The organism is Sphingosinicella sp. YJ22, from assembly GCF_011320075.1.
GTDB lineage: Bacteria > Pseudomonadota > Alphaproteobacteria > Sphingomonadales > Sphingomonadaceae > Allosphingosinicella.
This window is the reverse complement of the sequence record NZ_JAANPA010000021.1, coordinates 1-18307: the sequence shown is the minus strand read 5'-3', so window position 1 is coordinate 18307 and position 18307 is coordinate 1. Positions and strand designations below refer to the sequence as shown.

General features: G+C 68.9%; 13 protein-coding genes. 10 read left to right on the top strand and 3 right to left on the bottom strand.

Annotated features, from left to right (window positions below; translation table 11 throughout):
* Positions 1–73 precede the first annotated feature (73 nt).
* The 4 genes from G7B71_RS08835 to G7B71_RS08820 all read left to right on the top strand — a co-directional run bounded on the left by G7B71_RS08835 (position 74) and on the right by G7B71_RS08820 (position 3860).
* On the top strand, positions 74–634 hold the full coding sequence (locus tag G7B71_RS08835; protein WP_166040069.1) for a YqgE/AlgH family protein: 561 nt from the start codon (positions 74–76) through the stop codon (positions 632–634).
* A gap of 135 nt (positions 635–769) precedes the next feature.
* Complete coding sequence (locus G7B71_RS08830; RefSeq protein ID WP_243406176.1) at positions 770–2545, top strand: Tad domain-containing protein; 1776 nt, start codon at positions 770–772, stop codon at positions 2543–2545.
* A complete protein-coding gene (locus tag G7B71_RS08825) occupies positions 2542–3135 on the top strand; it encodes a TadE/TadG family type IV pilus assembly protein (protein ID WP_166039992.1) in 594 nt (197 codons plus the stop codon). The genes G7B71_RS08830 and G7B71_RS08825 overlap by 4 nt, the downstream gene beginning before the upstream one ends.
* Positions 3132–3860, top strand: a complete 729-nt coding sequence (locus G7B71_RS08820; protein ID WP_166039990.1) for a pilus assembly protein — start codon at positions 3132–3134, stop codon at positions 3858–3860. The genes G7B71_RS08825 and G7B71_RS08820 overlap by 4 nt, the downstream gene beginning before the upstream one ends.
* 25 nt (positions 3861–3885) lie before the next feature.
* On the opposite strand, the gene G7B71_RS08815 is transcribed toward G7B71_RS08820, so the two are convergent.
* A complete protein-coding gene (locus G7B71_RS08815; RefSeq protein ID WP_166039989.1) occupies positions 3886–4212 on the bottom strand; it encodes a hypothetical protein in 327 nt (108 codons plus the stop codon).
* A gap of 368 nt (positions 4213–4580) precedes the next feature.
* Between G7B71_RS08815 and ahcY the strand changes: the two genes are divergently transcribed.
* Positions 4581–5993: an adenosylhomocysteinase gene (gene ahcY / locus G7B71_RS08810; RefSeq protein WP_166039987.1), complete on the top strand. Its 1413-nt coding sequence runs from the start codon at positions 4581–4583 to the stop codon at positions 5991–5993.
* Positions 5994–6067: 74 nt separating this feature from the next.
* Here ahcY and G7B71_RS08805 read toward each other — a convergent pair whose 3' ends face one another.
* Positions 6068–7069: an aspartyl/asparaginyl beta-hydroxylase domain-containing protein gene (locus G7B71_RS08805; RefSeq protein WP_166039985.1), complete on the bottom strand. Its 1002-nt coding sequence runs from the start codon at positions 7067–7069 to the stop codon at positions 6068–6070.
* 78 nt (positions 7070–7147) lie between these two features.
* Positions 7148–10378: a TonB-dependent receptor gene (locus G7B71_RS08800; protein ID WP_166039983.1), complete on the bottom strand. Its 3231-nt coding sequence runs from the start codon at positions 10376–10378 to the stop codon at positions 7148–7150.
* 229 nt (positions 10379–10607) lie between these two features.
* Here G7B71_RS08800 and G7B71_RS08795 point away from each other — a divergent pair, with 229 nt between their 5' ends.
* From G7B71_RS08795 to addB, 5 genes are read left to right on the top strand one after another with little or no spacing between them, the layout of a single operon-like run.
* On the top strand, positions 10608–13019 hold the full coding sequence (locus G7B71_RS08795) for a PAS domain-containing sensor histidine kinase (RefSeq protein WP_166039981.1): 2412 nt from the start codon (positions 10608–10610) through the stop codon (positions 13017–13019).
* 2 nt (positions 13020–13021) lie between these two features.
* On the top strand, positions 13022–13465 hold the full coding sequence (gene tsaE / locus G7B71_RS08790) for a tRNA (adenosine(37)-N6)-threonylcarbamoyltransferase complex ATPase subunit type 1 TsaE (RefSeq protein ID WP_166040062.1): 444 nt from the start codon (positions 13022–13024) through the stop codon (positions 13463–13465).
* Positions 13450–14445: a phosphotransferase gene (locus G7B71_RS08785; RefSeq protein ID WP_243406175.1), complete on the top strand. Its 996-nt coding sequence runs from the start codon at positions 13450–13452 to the stop codon at positions 14443–14445. Before tsaE ends, G7B71_RS08785 begins: the two co-directional genes overlap by 16 nt.
* Positions 14442–15206 carry a nucleotidyltransferase family protein gene (locus G7B71_RS08780; RefSeq protein WP_166039979.1) on the top strand — a complete coding sequence of 255 codons (765 nt, stop codon included), beginning with the start codon at positions 14442–14444 and terminating at the stop codon, positions 15204–15206. The genes G7B71_RS08785 and G7B71_RS08780 overlap by 4 nt, the downstream gene beginning before the upstream one ends.
* Positions 15207–15261: 55 nt before the next feature.
* Positions 15262–18231: a double-strand break repair protein AddB gene (addB, locus tag G7B71_RS08775; RefSeq protein WP_166039977.1), complete on the top strand. Its 2970-nt coding sequence runs from the start codon at positions 15262–15264 to the stop codon at positions 18229–18231.
* The last annotated feature ends 76 nt before the right edge of the window (positions 18232–18307 follow it).

Below are 18307 nucleotides of genomic sequence, written 5' to 3'. Positions count from 1 at the left end.
TCTCGGGCGCCCTAGCAAGCGCTCCCCGTCTCGGCCAGTGGCGCCGCCATCGACCGCGGCCTATATCGGGCGGATGGAGACGCCCCGCTTCGTCACCGGCCAGTTCCTGCTCGCCATGCCCGGCATCGGCGATGCGCGCTTCGAGCGCTCGGTGATCGCGATGTGCGCCCATGACGAGGACGGCGCCCTCGGTATCGGCCTCGGCCGGATCATCCCGCGCCTCGGTTTCCACGACCTGCTCGGGCAGCTCGACATCGATCCGGGCGTCGCGCCCAACGCGCCGATCCATCTCGGCGGCCCGGTCGAGCCGTCGCGCGGCTTCGTCATCCACAGCCGCGACTGGGGCGGCCAGGAGAGCATCGACGTCGCCGGACGCTGGACATTGAGCCCGACCATCGACGTGCTGCAGGCGATCGCGGCGGGGAAGGGGCCGACCCGCTGGGTCGCCGCTCTCGGCTATGCCGGCTGGGGCGGCGGACAGCTCGAGGAGGAGCTCACCCGCCACGGCTGGTTCGTCGCGCCGGGCGACGACGACCTGCTGTTCGAGGGCACGGCCGAGAGCCGCTGGAACCAGGGCTTCAAGGCCGCCGGCATCGATCCCCGCCTGCTCGCCTCGGACTACGGCACCGCCTGAGCGGGGGGCGCTGGTTAACAAGCCGCTAACCCAGTCCGGTCAAGCGACTTTATCTAACTCTCCCTCATTAGCCTAGGAGCGGCCCGCAAAACGGGTCGGCCAGGAGCGCATATGGCTATGCGTGAGGGACCGAGAGTGACGGACCAGCCGATCGGCGGCGGCGTGCTGCGCCGGCTTGCCAGGGACAAGAAGGGCAACACGCTCGCCATCGTCGGCGCAGCCCTCGTTCCGCTCACCGCGATGATCGGGTCGGGCGTCGACATGAGCCGCGCCTATATGGCCAAGGCGCGCCTGCAGAGCGCCTGCGACGCGGCGGCGCTCGCCGGGCGGCGGGTGATGACCGGCGACCAGATGAGCACCGCGGTCAACGACGAGGCGCAGCGCTTCTTCAATTTCAACTTCCGCCAGGGCCAGTATCAGACCGCCGCCTTCACTCCGGTGGTGGCGCGCTCGGGCCCGGGCACGATCCGGGTGACCGCGGCGACGACCATCCCGACCACGATCATGCGGTTGTTCGGCTACACGACGCTGCCGCTCAACGTCACCTGCGACGCTTCGCTGAATTTCGTCAACACCGACGTCATGCTGGTGCTCGACACCACCGGCTCGATGCTGTGCACGCCGGAAGAGAGCGGCAATTGCGGCCGCACCTCCGAGATCACGACGTCGCGAATCCGCGCGCTGCGGGAGGCGGTCCTCGCGCTCTACGACGCGCTCGCGCCGACCCAGGCCCAGCTCGAGGCCGCGGGCATGCGGCTTCGGTTCGGAATCGTGCCTTATTCCAGCACGGTCAATGTCGGCAGCCTGCTCAACCCGGGCCATGTCGCCAGCAGCGTCGAATATCAGACCCGCGTGCCGATCTACGTCCAGTCGCAGAGCACTCAGACGATCAACAACGTCAACTCCGGCACCTGCAACAGCTACCGGCAGGATCCACCGGTCGAGGATGTGACGTTCCCGGTGACGGGCCGGACGGTCTCCCATTCCAACGGGACCTGCACGGTCACGACCCGGCAATATGACCGACCCGCGACCGCCACGTTCGGCTTCTGGTATTATGAGCGCTCGGCGCAGGACACGTCCGGCTACAAGACGTTCGCCAACAATGTCGCGCTGCCGACGCGCACGCCCGGCACCAACCAGACTGCCGACGTGTGGAACGGCTGCATCGAGGAACGCGCGACGACGTCGGCGATCAATCCCAATTCGGGCATGGCGATCCCCGGCCAGGCGGCCGATCTCAACATCAACCTGGTGCCCAATTCGGAAGAGACTCGGTGGCGCCCGCAATGGGCGGAGGTCGAATATTTCCGCGGCGACGCCGGCGGCAACCTGACCAACCGGCCGTCGCGGGTCGGCGCGCGCTACGACCAGATCGCCGGCGAGCCCGCTTGCCCGGCCTCCGCGCGCCGGCTGCAGGCGTGGACGCGCACCAACATCCAGAATTACGTCAACGGCCTGCGCGCCGAAGGAAGCACCTACCATGACGTCGGCATGATCTGGGGCGCTCGGATGATCTCCAATGCCGGCGTGTTCGCCGACAGCCCGGACACGCACGCGAACATGCCGGTCGCGCGCCACATCATCTTCATGACCGACGGTGAGCTTGCGCCGAGCAACCTCGCTTATTCGGCCTATGGCATCGAATATATGGACCAGCGGATCACCGGGAACGGCGCCGCCAACGCCCAGCACGGGCGCCACATGCAGCGCTTCCGGATGATCTGCAACGCGGCGCGAAGCCTCAACGCGCAGATCTGGGTGATCGCCTTCGGCACCAACCTCACCGCCGAGCTGCGCCAGTGCGCGAGCAGCAACGACCATGCGTCGACGTCGGGAAATCGCGCCCAACTCATCCAGCGCTTCACCGAGATCGGCCAGAATATCGGTTCGCTGAGGCTGACCCGGTGATCCTGCCCAGGTCCTTCCGCAGGCTCGCGCGCGACGAGCAGGGCGCGACGATCATCGAGTTCGCGATGATCCTGCCGGCTTTGTGCCTGATCCTGATGGGCACGTTCGAGCTCGGCTACCGCATGTATGTCTCGTCGGTGCTTCAGGGCGCGCTTCACGAGGCGGCTCGCCTCGCCACCGTCGGCACGATGAGCACGACCCAGGTCGACGCGCATGTGAAGCAGCGGCTTCACTCGTTCAGCCATGCCGCGACGATCACCACCTCGGTCGACAGCTATGACGAGTTCACCCAGGTGAGCGTGCCGGAGCGCATCTCCCAGGACACTGTCCCGCTCGGCCAATATAATGCCGGCGACTGCTACGAGGACTACAACAACAACCAGCGTTACGACCTCGATCGCGGCCGCGCGGGCATGGGCCAGGCCGACGACATCGTCCGCTACCGGGTGAGCATCAGCTATCCGCGCATGTTCCCGGTTGCCGGCTTCTTCGGCTGGAGCGACATCGATACGGTCGCCGCCGATACCGTTCTGCGCAACCAGCCCTTCGCCGGGCGGACCATTCCAACCCCCGTGGTACGCTGCTCATGACCGACGCCACACGCACTCCTGGCCGCCGGCGCGCGCTGCCGCGCGACCTGCGCAACTGCAACAGTGGCCTCGCGCTGACCGAGTTCGCCCTGTCGCTGCCGATCCTGCTGGCGCTCAGCCTCTACGGCTTCGAGACCGCCAACCTGGCGATCGCCCATTTGCGGGTCAGCAACATCGCGACTCTGACCGCGGACAACGCCGCGCGCGTCCGCGACAGCATCGACGAGGCCAATATCGTCGAGCTGATGACCGGTGCGAAGATGACCGGGTCCGGAATCGACTTCGCGGCCAACGGGCGGATCATCCTCAGCGACTTCGAGCGCACCCAGAACAACCGCCAGTGGATCCGCTGGCAGCGCTGCGACGGCGCGCTCAACGTCAATTCCAGCTACGGGCGGCCGAAGAACGCCAACAATGGCGACATCACCAACGGCACCGAGAATCTGGGCGCCGACCGGGTGACTCCGTCGACCGCTCCGAGCAGTCCCAATCACGCCACGCTGACCGAGATCGGGCCTGCCGGTCGTCAGATCTCGGCTTCGCCCGGCACCGCGGTGATGGTCGTCGAAGTGGTCTACAATTATCAGCCGATTGTGTCCGAGCGGCTCTTCGGCCCCCGGCAGATCCGCTACGAGAGCGCCTACAACGTGCGCCAGCGCAACGATCATTCGCTGCGTAACGCTGGCCGCGTCACGCCGCGCAGCTGCAACACCTTCCAGGCCTGATCGTCGGGCGGGCAGGGCCGCCCGTCTATCCGGTCGGCTGCTGCTCGGTTGCGGGCGCGGTGGCCGGCTGAGCCGGCGCCGCTGGAGCGGGGCTCGCCGGCGCGACTCCAGCCTGGACCCCCCAGCCGGTCCCCGAGGATTGCCCCTGGCCCCCCCAACTGCTGCCCGAAGCGGCGGATTGCCCGCCCCAGCTGCTGCCGGACTGGGCGGGCGGCGGAGGCGCCATGACCGGCACGTTTGCGGGCGCGGCGCCGGCGGCGGCCGTGCCGGGTTGGAAGGCGGCCTGAGCGCGCGCCTGGACCGCGGAGTCCAGCTGCTCGCCTTCCGTCGTCCGGTTCGCGAGCGGCGGCATGGCCGCGGCTCCCGGCGCCGTTGCGTCGCCGAACTGGGAAGGCGCGGAGGATGACCCTTGCGCGGTGACCGGAGTTGCTTCGGTCGGGGAGGGAGCCGCGCTGCCGTCCCCCGACGCCCAGCCGATGGCGAGGCCGCCGACGATGACTGCAGCAAGAAGGCCGACGTCCCTGAACTCCATATCTCGTACCTCCGCGAGCGGCGAGGGTAGGGGAGTACGGTTAAGGAGCGGTTTTCAGCCGGCACCCGAACCGCGCGGGCGCTTCCCCTGGAAACATATAAAGATATCTTTATATTTGAAATTCGGTCGCGCCCGCGCTAGGGCGCGCGTCACAACCGCCCATTTTTCGCACATTCAGGAGCAGTCCCTTGGCCACGCAGCCCAAGTCCAACTTTGACGACTATGTCATCCGCGACCTCAGCCTCGCCGATTTCGGCCGCAAGGAGATCGAGATCGCCGAGACCGAGATGCCCGGCCTGATGGCGCTGCGCGACGAGTTCGGCGCGTCGAAGCCCTTGAAGGGCGCGCGCATCACCGGCTCGCTCCACATGACGATCCAGACCGCGGTGCTGATCGAGACTCTGGCTGCTCTGGGCGCCGAGCTGCGCTGGGCGACCTGCAACATCTTCTCGACCCAGGACCATGCCGCCGCCGCCATCGCCGCGTCGGGCGTGCCGGTCTTCGCCGTGAAGGGCGAGACGCTCGAGGAATATTGGGATTACGTGATCCGCATCTTCGACTGGGGTCAGGACCAGACCTGCAACATGATCCTCGACGACGGCGGCGATGCCACCATGTTCGCCCTGTGGGGCGCGCGCGTCGAGGCCGGCGAGACCCTGTTCACGCCGTCCAACGAGGAAGAGGAAATCTTCGTCGCGACCCTGAACCGCTTCCTGAAGGAGCGCCCCGGCTACCTCACCAAGACGGTCGAGGCGATCAAGGGCGTGTCGGAAGAGACCACCACGGGCGTCCATCGCCTCTATGAGCTGGCCAAGAAGGGAAAGCTCCCGTTCCCGGCGATCAACGTCAACGACAGCGTGACGAAGTCGAAGTTCGACAACCTCTACGGCTGCAAGGAGTCGCTGGTAGACGCGATCCGCCGCGCCACCGACGTGATGCTCGCCGGCAAGGTCGCCGTGGTCGCCGGCTTCGGCGACGTCGGCAAGGGCTCGGCCGCCTCGCTCCGCAACGGCGGCGCCCGCGTCCTCGTCACCGAGATCGATCCGATCTGCGCCCTGCAGGCGGCGATGGAGGGCTATGAGGTCGTCACCATGGAGGATGCCGCGGCCCGCGCCGACATCTTCGTCACCGCGACCGGCAACATGGACGTGCTGACGCTCGACCACATGCGCGCGATGAAGAACATGGCGATCGTGTGCAACATCGGCCACTTCGACAGCGAGATTCAGATTTCGGCGCTCAACAACATGAAGTGGACCGAGATCAAGCCGCAGGTCGACGAGGTCGAGTTCCCGGACGGCAAGAAGATCATCGTCCTCGCCAAGGGCCGCCTCGTGAACCTCGGCTGCGCCACCGGCCACCCGAGCTTCGTCATGAGCTCGTCCTTCACCAACCAGGTGCTGGCGCAGATCGAGCTGTGGACCAAGGCCGAGACCTACGAGAACAAGGTCTACGTCCTGCCGAAGCATCTCGACGAGAAGGTCGCGGCGCTCCACCTCGACAAGCTCGGCGTGAAGATGACCACGCTCAGCCAGAAGCAGGCCGACTATATCGGCGTTCCGGTCGAGGGCCCGTTCAAGCCCGAGCATTACCGCTACTAAGGCTTCGAGCGAGACGAACGAGAAAGGGGCGGCGCGCAGGCACCGCCCCTTTTTTTGTGCAGCGTCCGTCGGCGCTAGCGGCCGTAGGAGTCGATCGCCTCGAACAGGGCGGTGACCGCCCGGCGCTCGGCGGCATCCAGCTCGGGCCGCCATACGTCGAAGATGAGGATGATGCGGTCCTCGCCGCTGTCGTTCCACGCCTCGTGCTCGACCGTATCGTCGAACACGAGCAGCTTGCCGGGCTCCCATTGGCGCGTCTCGCCGCCGACGCGGAAGCCGCAGCCCTCCGGCACGATCAGCGGCAGGTGGCAGATCAGGCGCGCGTTGAGCATGCCATGATGGGGCGGGATGCGCGCGCCGGGGCCGAGCCGGGAAAACAGGACCGAAGGCGCACGGACCGTGATGTGCGGAAGCGCGAGCTTCTCGACCGCGGCCAGCGTGCGCGTGAAATGCGGCGCGAGGCCCGCCACGGACGCGCCTTTCTCCCAGATATAGAGCGTGCTCCAGGCCGGGTTGTCGAGAAGCCCGTGGAAGTCGCTGCGCGGCCGGCTCGGGTCATTGACCAGATAAGGCGTGAAGCCCTCCGTGCCGCGCGCCAGCCAGGCGTCGAGCTCGCCGCGGATCACGCTTGTCGCGGCCTCGATCTCCGCGGCCCAAGGAAGCTCTGACCGCTCATAATAGCGCCGCTGCGGAAGCCCCGGATAATAATAAGCCGACGGCTGCTGCAGCTGCAGGTTCGTGGTGCGGCGCCCGGTGAGAAGGTCGAGCGAGTCCTGGAAGCGAGGAGGACGACTGCCGGGCGGCAGGCCGGCGTCGACCAGCGATCGCTCGAGATAGTCCTCGAAGCGCCCCTCCGCCGCCGCGATGCCGCGCTGGGCGCGCTCGATGATCGGCTTGAGAGACATCGGCAGCGGGCCGCCGACGGCCGCGGCTGCGCTCAGCACGGCCTTGTAGAACGCCGCGGCCGCGCGGTCGTCCCCGGCGGCGTGGCGGGCGTCGGCCTTGGCGGCCAGGGCCTCGATGTCGCGGGGATCGGCGGCCAGCCGGCGGTCGATCTCGGCTTCGTCAGCGGTCATCGCGCCTCTCTATCGCACTGGACGGACAAAAAAAGGGCCGCCCGAAGGCGGCCCTCAAAGGGTTGGGTGTGGGGCGACTTAGAAGTCGACCGTGGCACCCGCGTAGAAGTAGCGGCCGATCGGATCGTACGGATCGCCGCCGCCGCCACCGAGCAGCCCGAAGGGCGGCTGGGTGTCGAACAGGTTGTCCACGCCCATGTAGAACTGGAACCGCTCGCTCGGACGGATGTTGAAGCGGATCGCGTGGTAGAAGGTGTCCGGGTACATCAGCTCGTCCGCCGCACGGGCGTCCGGGTTGGTGGCCGGACGGCCCTGGAACTCCTCGAAGTTCGTCGGCGCGGCCGTGTAGGTCTCACCGATGAAGTTGACCGAGTAGCGCAGGTCGAACGGACCGGTGCCGACAGTCGCCGAGAAGTTCGCCGCCCACTGGTGGTCGCCGAGGTTGTCGAGGTTGCGGGTCGCGATGTCCGGATTGGTCGGGCTGATGAAATCGTTCCGCTCAATCACGTAGGTCACGATGGCACGCGTATCGAGGCGCACACCGTTGCCGAACCGGCGACGGTAAGCGACTTCGAAGTCGACGCCTTCCGCTTCGCCGCGGGCGAAGTTGACGCCCGACGACAGAACGCCCGGGGTAGCGAAGAAGAACTGCTCGAGCTCCGGGGTGGTCGGATCGTCGACGCCCCGACGGGTCACCAGGTCGCAGAACTCGTTCGGCTGCGGCAGGTCGAAGCACTGGTTCAGCACCGTCTGAGCACCAACCGTCTCGATGCGGTTCTTGAGCTCGATGCTGTAATAGTCAGCCGTGATCGACAGGCCAGGCACGAAGGACGGGGTGACGACCACACCGAAGGTGTAGCTGTCCGCCTTCTCCTCGGAGAGGAACGGGTTGCCGGAGATCGCGATCTCGGTGGTCTGACTGCGTGCCAGCGTGTTCACGAACGTCGCCGGGATACCGGCTGCGTCGCAATTCGCCTGACGCTGGGTCGGGTTCGCGCCGCCGTTGCGGTTCTGCGCATCGCACGGATCCGCCAGGAACGCGAAGCTCTGGGTCGGCGGCGTGAACAGGTCACCGATCGTCGGCACGCGCACCGCGCGCGAGAAGTTCGCACGGAAGCGCACGTCGCGGACCGGAGCCCAGGTGCCGTTGACGTTCCACGCGAAGGTGGTGTCCGCACCCGTATTGTAGTCCGAGTAGCGGGCCGCACCGGTGACCGTCAGCTCATGAGCGAACGGAACGTCGCGCAGGAGCGGCAGCTCGAGCTCGCCGAAGCCCTCGATGACCTCGAAGGCCGGCGGATCGAACGTCGGGAACGCGTTGAAGAAGGTCGCGCCGGCACGGGACAGCGGGTCCGCCTGCTGGAACGCCTCTTCACGCCGATACTCGCCGCCGAGCACGAAGCGAGCCGGGCCGCCCGGGAACTCGAACAGCTGCGACAGGTCGCCGCCGACAAAGGCAAGCGCGTTGTACTGCGTCGCCGAGCCCTCGAGGGTCGAGGTGTAGGTGACATAGTCGAGCGCCGCCTGGCTCGGACGGCCGAAGCCGAACGGGTTCAGCGGGACGCAAGCCGGGTCGTCGTTGGTCGGATCGGCGTCCGCGTTGACGCGGCAGACGATCTGGCCCGACGCGTTGCGGACGGAGTCCGTGGCGCGCAGAAACGGACCCTGGTCGACGAGGTTGCCGTCGGCGTCGATGTCGAAGATCGCAAGGTCGTTCTGCGCCGACGTGGTCTGTTCGAAGCGACCGTAGTTGAACGAGACTTCGTAGTTCCAGTCGCCGTTGAACTCGCCGCCGATACCGGCGACGGCGCGGAACGTCTCGCGCTCGACGAACTGGCGGCGACCGCCGAAGTCGATGTTGAAGCGCGACAGCGGAATCGTCTCGGTCGAGGCGGCACCGCCAAGGCAGCGGCCGATCGACTGGAGATCAGCGATGTTCGCCGAAGTCAGGAACGGGTTGTCGCAGCGGAAGCCGCGGCCAAAGCCGAAGAACTGCGGGAAGCTCGCCTGGAAGAAGGTCGGCTGACCCTCCTGCAGCGATTCGATGTAGACGTACTTGGCTTCCATGAACGGCTGGAACGCCGGGCTCAGGTCGAAGCGGGCCAGGAAGTTGGCCGTGTAGCGGTCGAGGCCCGGAGCGATCTGGCCGGTCTCGCGAAGGGTGGAGCCGAGGCCGCCGCCGATCGTGTTGGCGCCGCCGAAGATGCGCTGGTCCCGACCCGCGGTGTTGGTGACGACGTTGCCGTTCTGGTCGAACACGACGACGCGCGGAAGACCGTTCGGGGTGCCCGGGTTGATACAGCGGCCGGCAAGCGCCGGATTGGCGAGGATCGCCGGGTCGCGGCAGGTCGCGGCAGTCACGCCGACGGCGGTGAGCAGGCCGCCGGTCGAGATGTTACCGTTGCGGACGCCGCACTGGAAAGTCGTGTCCGGGAAGCCGTTGGTGCCGGTCGGGCCGTCGCCGCCGATCGTCTCGGCCGCTTCGAACTGGCAGCGGCCGGAGGCGGCGCCGGTCAGCGAATCGCGCTGGGCGAAGTAGAGCGCGTCGGCGTGCACATATTCGAGGTTGACCGCGACGTTGAGGCGGTCGTCGAACAGGTTCTCGCCGGCGGTCAGCGACGTGAAGTAGATGCCGCGGTCGCCTTCGGACGAGATGCCGGCCTGCGAACGCAGGCGGATGCCTTCGAAGTCGCGGCGAAGCACGAAGTTCACGACGCCGGCAATGGCGTCAGAACCGTACACGGCCGAGCTGCCGCCCGTCACGACGTCGACGCGCTCGATGAGGTCGCTCGGGATCGTGTTGACGTCGACCAGGAAGTCGCCAACGCTCGACGTGATGTGACGACGGCCGTTGACGAGGACCAGCGTGCGCTGGGTGCCGAGGCCGCGAAGGTCGAGCAGGTTGAGGCCGGTCGTGCCGATGAAGCGGGTCGAGTTGGCCTGGCTGAAGGTCGAGCGCAGCGACGGAAGGTCGTTCAGCGCATCGCCGACGCTGACGTCGCCCTGCGAAGTCAGCTCTTCGGCGCTCACCGAGGTCACCGGAACGTTCGATTCGACGTTCGGGCGACGGATGCGGGTGCCGGTGACTGTGATCGTCGATTCCTGGCCGGCCTGAACGTTGGTGCCGCTCTCGATCTCGACCTCGGACTGACCCGGCTGGCAATCCACATCGGTGGGATCGTTAGGGTCGCAGACCGGCTGCGTCTCGGCGCCCGGCTGGGCGTAGGCCGGCGTCGCGAGCGCGAGCGCCATGCCGATAAACGATGCGGAGCAGAGCGCGCTCCGGCGGAGCGTGACTGTCTGTCTCATAGAATCTGGAATCCTTTCGATTTTCAAAGGGGCAGCCTCAGATTCCGGGAGGCTGGGCGAGCCGAGCGTTGCGATCAAGCAGGATGGTCGTTCCGTTCACAGAAAGTTCAGGACTGTATCACTTCTGCAACATAGCTGAGGCGGGCCTGCCAGGGGCGCGTTTCCCGCCCGCCGGACTCCTTTTCAGCGCCTTTCCGAAACCGCCTTGGCCTGTCTACAAGGGCGGCCGATGGTCACTCTGTCCGCATCCGCCGCCGCCCTGCTGGCCGTGTTCGCCGGCGGCTGGCTGGCGGTCGCCTTGTGGGCGACGTTGCGCGGACGCCGCACTGCTGTGCTCGCAACGTCGCAGCGGCGCGACATCGCCCGGCTCGGCGGCCTGCTCGCGTCGGGGCCGGCGGTGCCGCTGGTCGTGCGGCGCGACGGCACGCTGGAAGGGGGCGAGCGGCTGCCCGCAATGCTCGGCCTGGCGAGCTTGCCGCGTCGGTTCGCCGAGCTGGCCGGAGAGAGCGGCGCGTTCGCTCCCGCCGAGGCCGCCCTGCTGGCGCAGCGCCTTGCCGAGGCGTCGCGGGGCGGCGCCGCCGCCGTCCTCGTCCTGAGGCCGGCCAGGGGCAGCCGAATCCTGCGGTTCGAAATCTCCCCGGCGCCGGCTGGCTTCGGAAGCAACGCCGCAGTGATGTGGGTGGTCGACGTGACCGAGCAGGAGCGCCGCGCCGACGCTCACGCAGCCGAGGCCGAGCGCCAGGCGGCGGCGCTGCAGGCGCTGTCTGGTCTCATCGAAGTTGCGCCGTTCCCGATCTGGCACCGCGGCCCGGACCTCAGGCTGGCGCTCGTCAACAGCGCCTATGTCGCTGCCGTCGAAGGCCGCGACGCGGTCCAGGTCGTCCATGACGGCATCGAGCTGATCGATGAGGCGGGGGGGCGCAACGCGGCGCGCGAGGCGGCCGAGATTCGCGAGCGCGGCGAGCCGGTCCACCGCATCGTTCCGGCCACCATCGCGGGCGAGCGACGCATGATGCATATCGTCGAGCTGCCCGTCGGTCCGTCCGGAGTCGCCGGCTTCGCGATGGACGTCGAGGAGCTGGAGCAGACCCGCGCCGAGCTCGCCCGCTTCGTCCAGGCCCAGCGCGACATGCTCGACCGCCTGTCGGCCGGCGTCGCCCAGTTCGCCAGGGACCGAAGCCTGATCTTCTTCAACCAGCCGTTCGCCCGGCTGTTCGGCCTCGGCGGCGAGTTCCTTGCCGACCGGCCGGAGTTCGACCGGGTGATCGACGCGATGCGCGACGCCCGCAAACTGCCCGAGCCGCGCGACTATCCCGGCTGGAAGGCCGAGCGGCGCGCCTGGTTCACCGAGGGTCTCGCGGCGATCGAGGAGGATTGGGAGCTCCCCGACCGGCGCCACTTGCGCGTCCTCGCCCAGCCGCTTCCCGACGGCGGCCTGCTCGCCATCTTCGAGGACCGCACCCGCCAGATGATGCTCGAATCCGACCGCGAGCGGATGCAGCAGGTCCAGACGACGACGTTCGACAATCTGACCGAGGGCATCGCCGTGTTCGCGTCGAGCCGGCGCCTGAAGCTGTGGAACGACCGCTTCCTCACCTTGTGGGGGCTTGCCGAGGCCGATCTCGCCGAGCGGCCGATGGTCGAGGCGATCGCCGCCCAGATCGGCAAGCTGGTCAAGCGCCCGCGCCAGGCGGTGCTGGTGCGCGACCTGATCCGCGCCGCCATCTCAACGCGGCGTCCGCGCAGCGGCCGCCTGCAGCTCAAGGACGGCCGTGAATATGAGCTCGCCGCCATCCCGATCCCGGCCGACGACGTGCTCTTCACAATCCTCGACGTCACCGACAGCGCGCGCGTCGAGACGGCCCTCAGGGACCGCACCATGGCGCTGGAGGAGGCCGACCGGGTCAAGACCGCCTTCGTGTCCAACATCAGCTACGAATTGCGCACGCCATTGACCTCGATCGCCGGCTTCGCCGAGATGCTCGACGGCGGCTATGCCGGCGAATTGGCGGGGGCGGCCAAGGACTATGTCGGCGCGATAATCGCCAGCGTCGGCCGACTGTCGGCGCTGATCGACGACATTCTCGATCTGACCCAAAGCGACATGGGGAGCCTGCTGCTCGCCGAGGACGAGATCGACCTTGCCGACCTTGGCGAGGCCGTCGCGGCGCAGGCCCGCGACGTCGCGGAGGCCAAGCAGATCGAATTCGATGCGCGGATCGATGCCTCGGCGGGCACGATCACCGGCGACCGCCGCCGCCTCAGCCAGGCGATGCTCAACCTGCTGCGCTACGCGATCCGGTTCACCCCCGCTGACGGCCGCGTCACGCTGGCCGTCCAGGGCGGCGAGTCCGAGGCGCAGCTCATCGTTTCCGACAACGGCCCCGGCATCCCCCCGGCCGAGCAGGCGCGGGTGTTCGATCGCTTCCAGAGCAGCGCGGCGCAGAGCGATGGCGGCATGGGCCTCGGCATGCCGCTCGCCCGCCAGTTCATCGAGGCGCATGGCGGCACAATCAAGATGACGTCGGAACTCGGCGGCGGCACGACTTTCCAGGTGACTCTGCCGCGCACGGAAGGGCAGCGCGCGGCCCATCGCGCGCTGGCCGCTCCGCCGGAGGGCGAAGCGCAGGCATCGGCTTGACCATGATCCATCTTCCCGACGAACAGGCGACCGAGGCGCTGGGGCGACGGATCGCGCCGTTGCTGCGGCCCGGCGACGTCGTCGCTTTGTTCGGCACGCTCGGCGCCGGCAAGACCAGCCTGTCGCGCGGCATCCTCCTCGGGCTCGGCCATGAAGGGGAGGTCGGCAGCCCGACGTTTCCGATCGTGCAAACATACGAGCCGCCGGACGTTTCGCTGCCTGTGTGGCACGTCGATCTCTATCGTATCGAGGACCCGCACGAACTCGAGGAGCTCGGACTGGACGATGCACTGCTCGACTCGGCGCTTCTGATCGAATGGCCCGAACGGCTGCCGCGTCTGTGGCCCGGGACGCTCGGGCTGAATTTGGAGCATGACCCCCGTGGAGGCCGCAACTTGACAGCGTCCGTGCCGACCGCTTGGGAGCGCCGATGGCCTCCACGATGATTCCGCCGGTCCAAGCGCCTGATTTCCTTGCGGCGCATGGCTGGGCCGGCGCTGAAATCCGTCCGCTTGCCGGCGATGCGAGCTTCCGCCGCTATTTCCGCGTGCACCGCGATGGCGAGACCGCCGTGCTGATGGACGCGCCGCCGCCGCACGAGGACCCGCGCCCCTTCGTCGCGGTCGCCGAGTGGCTCGCCCATGCCGGCCTGTCGGCGCCGTGCGTCCTTGCCGTCGACTATGAGCAGGGCCTGCTCCTGCTCGACGATTTCGGCGACCAGCGCCTGCGCGAGACGCTGGACGCGACCCCGGAGCGCGAGCGCGCGCTTTACGCCCAGGCGACGGACCTCCTCGTCCATCTCCACGCCTTGCCATCGATGCCGGGCCTCAAGCCGCACGCGCTGGAGGAATGGCTGGGCGAGATCACCCTGTTCACCGACTGGTATTGCCCGGCGCTCGGGCTGGACGTCGACAAGGACGGCTATCGCGACGCCTGGACCGAGGCGCTCGCGCCGGTCGCCGCCGACGGGCTCGGCCCGGTGACGGTGCTGCGCGACTATCACGCCGAGAACATCATGCTGATCACCGGGCGCGAGGGCATCCGCCATTTCGGCCTGCTGGACTTCCAGGACGCGCTCGCTGGCCACCCGGCCTATGACCTCGTCTCGGTGCTCGAGGACGCCCGCCGAGACGTGACTCCCTCGGTCGAGCGCGAGATGCTGGCGCGCTACCTCGAGGCGACCGGCCACCCGGCCGGCTTCGAGCGGGCCTATTGGGCGCTCGCCGCCCAGCGCAACACCCGAATCCTCGGCGTCTTCACCCGCCTGTGGAAGCGCGACAACAAGCCGCATTACACCAGCTACCAGCCGCGCATGTGGGGCCTGCTCGAGCGCGACCTCGAGCATCCGGGCCTCGCGCCGGTGAAGGCGTGGTTCGACGCCAACGTGCCGCCCGAGAAACGCGCGGCGGCCTGGATTTCGGAATGAACACATATGTGAAGCCGCTGGCGCTTCGGCCCGCCCCGAGCGTCGACGTTCCTGAAGTGGCGATGGTGATGGCCGCCGGCCTCGGCAAGCGCATGCGCCCGCTCACTGCGACCCGGCCCAAGCCGCTGGTCGAGGTCGCCGGCAAGCCGCTCATCGACCATGCCCTCGACCGGCTCGAGGCCGCCGGCGTCAAGAAGGTGGTGGTCAACGTCCATTACCTCGCCGACGCGCTGGAGGCTCATGTCGGCAAGCGCCGCGGGCCGATGAAGATCGTCATCTCCGACGAGCGCGAGCAGCTGCTCGAGACCGGGGGAGGGCTGGTCAAGGCGATGCCCGAGCTCGACGCCGATCCGTTCCTCAGCGTCAATTCCGACAATCTGTGGGTGGACGGCCCGGTCGACAGCATGAAGCTGCTCGCCGCCAATTGGGACGACGCGCGCATGGACGCCCTGCTTCTGCTCGTGCCGCTGGCGCGGGCGCATTGCCATGGCGGCCGCGGCGACTTTCACATGGGCCCGACCGGCGCGCTTCGCCGCCGCCGCGCCAACGGCGTCGCACCGTTCGTGTTCACCGGAATCCAGCTGGTCTCGAAGCGCCTGTTCGAGGGCGAGCTTCCAGAAGGGCCGTTCTCGACCAACATCCTGTGGGACCGGGCGATCGATTCGGGCCGCCTCTACGGCACCGTCCACCAGGGCTTGTGGTTTGACGTCGGCCAGCCGCAGTCGATCCGCCGTGCCGAGGATATTCTGGCGGCGGCATAAGGCTTCGCGCCGACAGCCCTCGACTTCGCTTGCAGCGAGCGGATAGCTTGGCGAGGTGACCCGCCCGAGCCTTTTCACGATCCCGCCTCACCGCTCCTTCTCCGACGCGCTCGCGGCGGGGCTGCTGGCGCGGTTCGGCGGCGAGCCGACCGGGCTCGCGCGCGGTATCGTGCTTCTGCCCAACAACCGCGCCGCCCGCGCTGTCAGCGACGCGTTCGTCCGGCGCGCCGGAGGCGGCCTGCTGCTGCCGCGGCTCGTGCCGATCGGGGATCCGGAGCTCGACGAGCGGATCGGCGGGGCACTCGACCCGCTGGGCGCCGAGCCGATCCCGCCGGCGCTCGATCCGACCGAGCGGCAGATGCGCCTCGGGCGCCTCGTCCAGCGCCATCGCGGCGTCGATGCGGCCGAGGCGCTGCGCCTCGCCGGCGACCTTGGCCGGACGCTCGACCAGCTGATCATCGAGGAAGTGGCGCCTGCGCGGCTGCGCGACATCGCCGCCGACCTGCCCGACCTCGCCGTCCACTGGCAAAGCTCGCTGGCGACTCTCGAGCTGATCCTGCGCGACTGGCCGGCGGAGCTGGCCAAGCTCGGCCGGATCGATCTCGCCGAGCGGCGCAACCGCCTGCTCGCCGCGCTCGAGCGGCGCTGGCGGGCCGCCCCGCCGGCCGCGTTCATATGTGCCGCCGGAATCACCACCTCGGCGCCGGCGGTGGCGCGGCTGCTGCGCCGGGTGGCGCTGCTGGAGCAAGGCATGGTCGTGCTCCCCGCGCTCGACCTCGCCATGCCCGACGACGAATGGGAGATGCTCGGTCCGCTGGACGGCGAAGGCGGCCGCCAGCGCCGCGCCGCCGAGAGCCACCCGCAATTCCATCTGAAGCTGCTGCTCGACCGGATGGGTTTCGCGCGCCACGAGGTCGAGGGATGGCGTTGGGGCGGCGGCCGCGATGCCCCGGCGGTTCGCAGCCGTGCGATCGGCAACGCCATGGCCCCTCCCGAGGCAACCGCGAAATGGGCGGAGTTGAAGCCCGCCGAGCGCCGGTTGAGCGGCGTCAGGGCGCTGGAACTCGCCGATCCCGCCGAGGAGGCGCAGGCGATCGCCATCGCCTTGCGCGAAGCGCTGGAGATCCCGGGGAAGACGGCGGCGCTGGTGACGCCCGACCGCAAATTGGCTCGGCGGGTGTCGGCCCATCTCAAGCGCTGGGGAATCGAGGCGGACGACAGCGCCGGCCGACCGCTGTCGCAGACGCCGCCCGGCACCCTGTTGCTCGCCATCGCGGCGGCGGCGGTCGAGCGCTTCGCGCCGGTGCCGCTGCTGACCCTGCTTAACCATCCGCTGGTTCGCCAGGGCGAGGCGCGGCTGCCGTGGCTCGACGGCGTGCGCCTGCTTGACCTCGCGCTGCGCGGGCCGCGGCCGGCGGCGGGGCTCAGCGGAGTCTCGGCCCATCTCTCGGAGGGCGAGGGCAGGGCCGCGCGTAAGCGCAGGCGCGCGCTGCCCTTTTGGGAGGAGGAGGCGAGGGCGCTGCTCCAGCCGTTGGAGGATGCGGCGCAGGCGCTTGCCGACGACCAGGAGCGGCTGTGGCACCCGCGCGAGCGCGCCGAGGGACTCGGCCAGATCCTCGCGAGCATCCGCGAGACCGCGGGCGCTCTCGCCGGCGACGGGGTGTGGCGTGGCCCGGCGGGCCGTGCCGCCGCGGAGCTGCTCGCAGCATTGGAGGATGCGGCGGTCCATGGGCCCGAGCGCGTCGAGCCGGCGTCGCTGCCGGCCTTGCTCGAGCGGATAATGGACGGGCAGGCGGTGCGGCCGCCCTTCGGCCAGCATCCGCGCCTGTTCATCTGGGGCCTGCTCGAGGCGCGGCTTCAGCAGGCCGACCTGATGATCCTCGCGGGCCTCAACGAAGGCACCTGGCCGGCCGCTCCGGCGCCCGATCCGTGGCTCGCGCCGCGTATCCGCGCCGATCTCGGCCTGCCGTCGCTGGAGCGACGCATCGGGCTCGCCGCTCACGATTTCGCCTGCGGCATCGGCGCGCGCCAGGTGCTGGTGACTCGTGCGCGCCGCGACGCCCGCTCGCCCGCCATCGCCTCGCGCTTCTGGCTGCGCATCGAGGCGATGACCGGCGGAGTCACCCGCGAGCCCAATCATGGCCGCTGGGCCAAGGCGCTCGACAGGCCGGCGGCGTTCAGTCCGGCCGCCCGCCCGGCTCCGGCGCCGGCAGCGAAGGACCGGCCGCGCCTCCTCTACGTCACCGACGTCGACCGGCTGAAGGCCGATCCCTACGCCTTCTACGCCAAGCGCATGCTGCGTCTTGCCGCGTTCGATCCAGCCGACGCCGACCCGACCGCCGCCTGGCGCGGCACTGCGGTCCATGCCGTTCTCGAGGCGTGGATGAAGGAGGACGAGTGCGATCCCGCGAGGCTGCGGCCGCGGGCGGAAGCCCTGCTCGACGATCCCGGCGTCCACCCGATGCTTCGCGCGCTGTGGCAGCCGCGGCTGATGGAGGCGATCGACTTCATCGCCGCGGAAATGGCGAACGGCCGCTCGGCAGGGCGGCGGCCGATGCTCGCGGAGAAGGACGGCAAGACCGAGATCGCCGGAATCGAGCTTCACGGCATCGCCGACCGAATCGACCGCTGCGGCGACGAGGGGCTGGCGATCGTCGACTACAAGACCGGCAAGCCGCCGAGCCGCAAGGCGGTCGACGAAGGCTTCTCGCTGCAACTCGGCCTGCTCGGCCTGATCGCCGAGCGCGGCGGCTTTCCCGGCGCCGACGGGCGGGCCGAGCGGTTCGAATATTGGTCGCTCGCCAAGGACAAGGGCAAGTTCGGCTATGTCGTGTCGGCCGATCTGCGCAGCGGCATGGCTCCGGGCGATTTCGTGGCCTCGGCTGCCGCCAGGTTCACCGAGGCGGCGGACAAGTGGCTGACCGGCGCCGAGCCGTTCACCGCCAAGCTCCACCCGGCCTATGCGCCTTATGGCGATTACGATCAGCTCATGCGCCTCGACGAATGGTACGGCCGCGAGGAGTGAGGGATCAGATTCCCGGCGTGTCCGGCAACGGCGCCTGCCGCGGCGGCGCCGGCCGGCTCGGCGTCGGCCTTGGCTG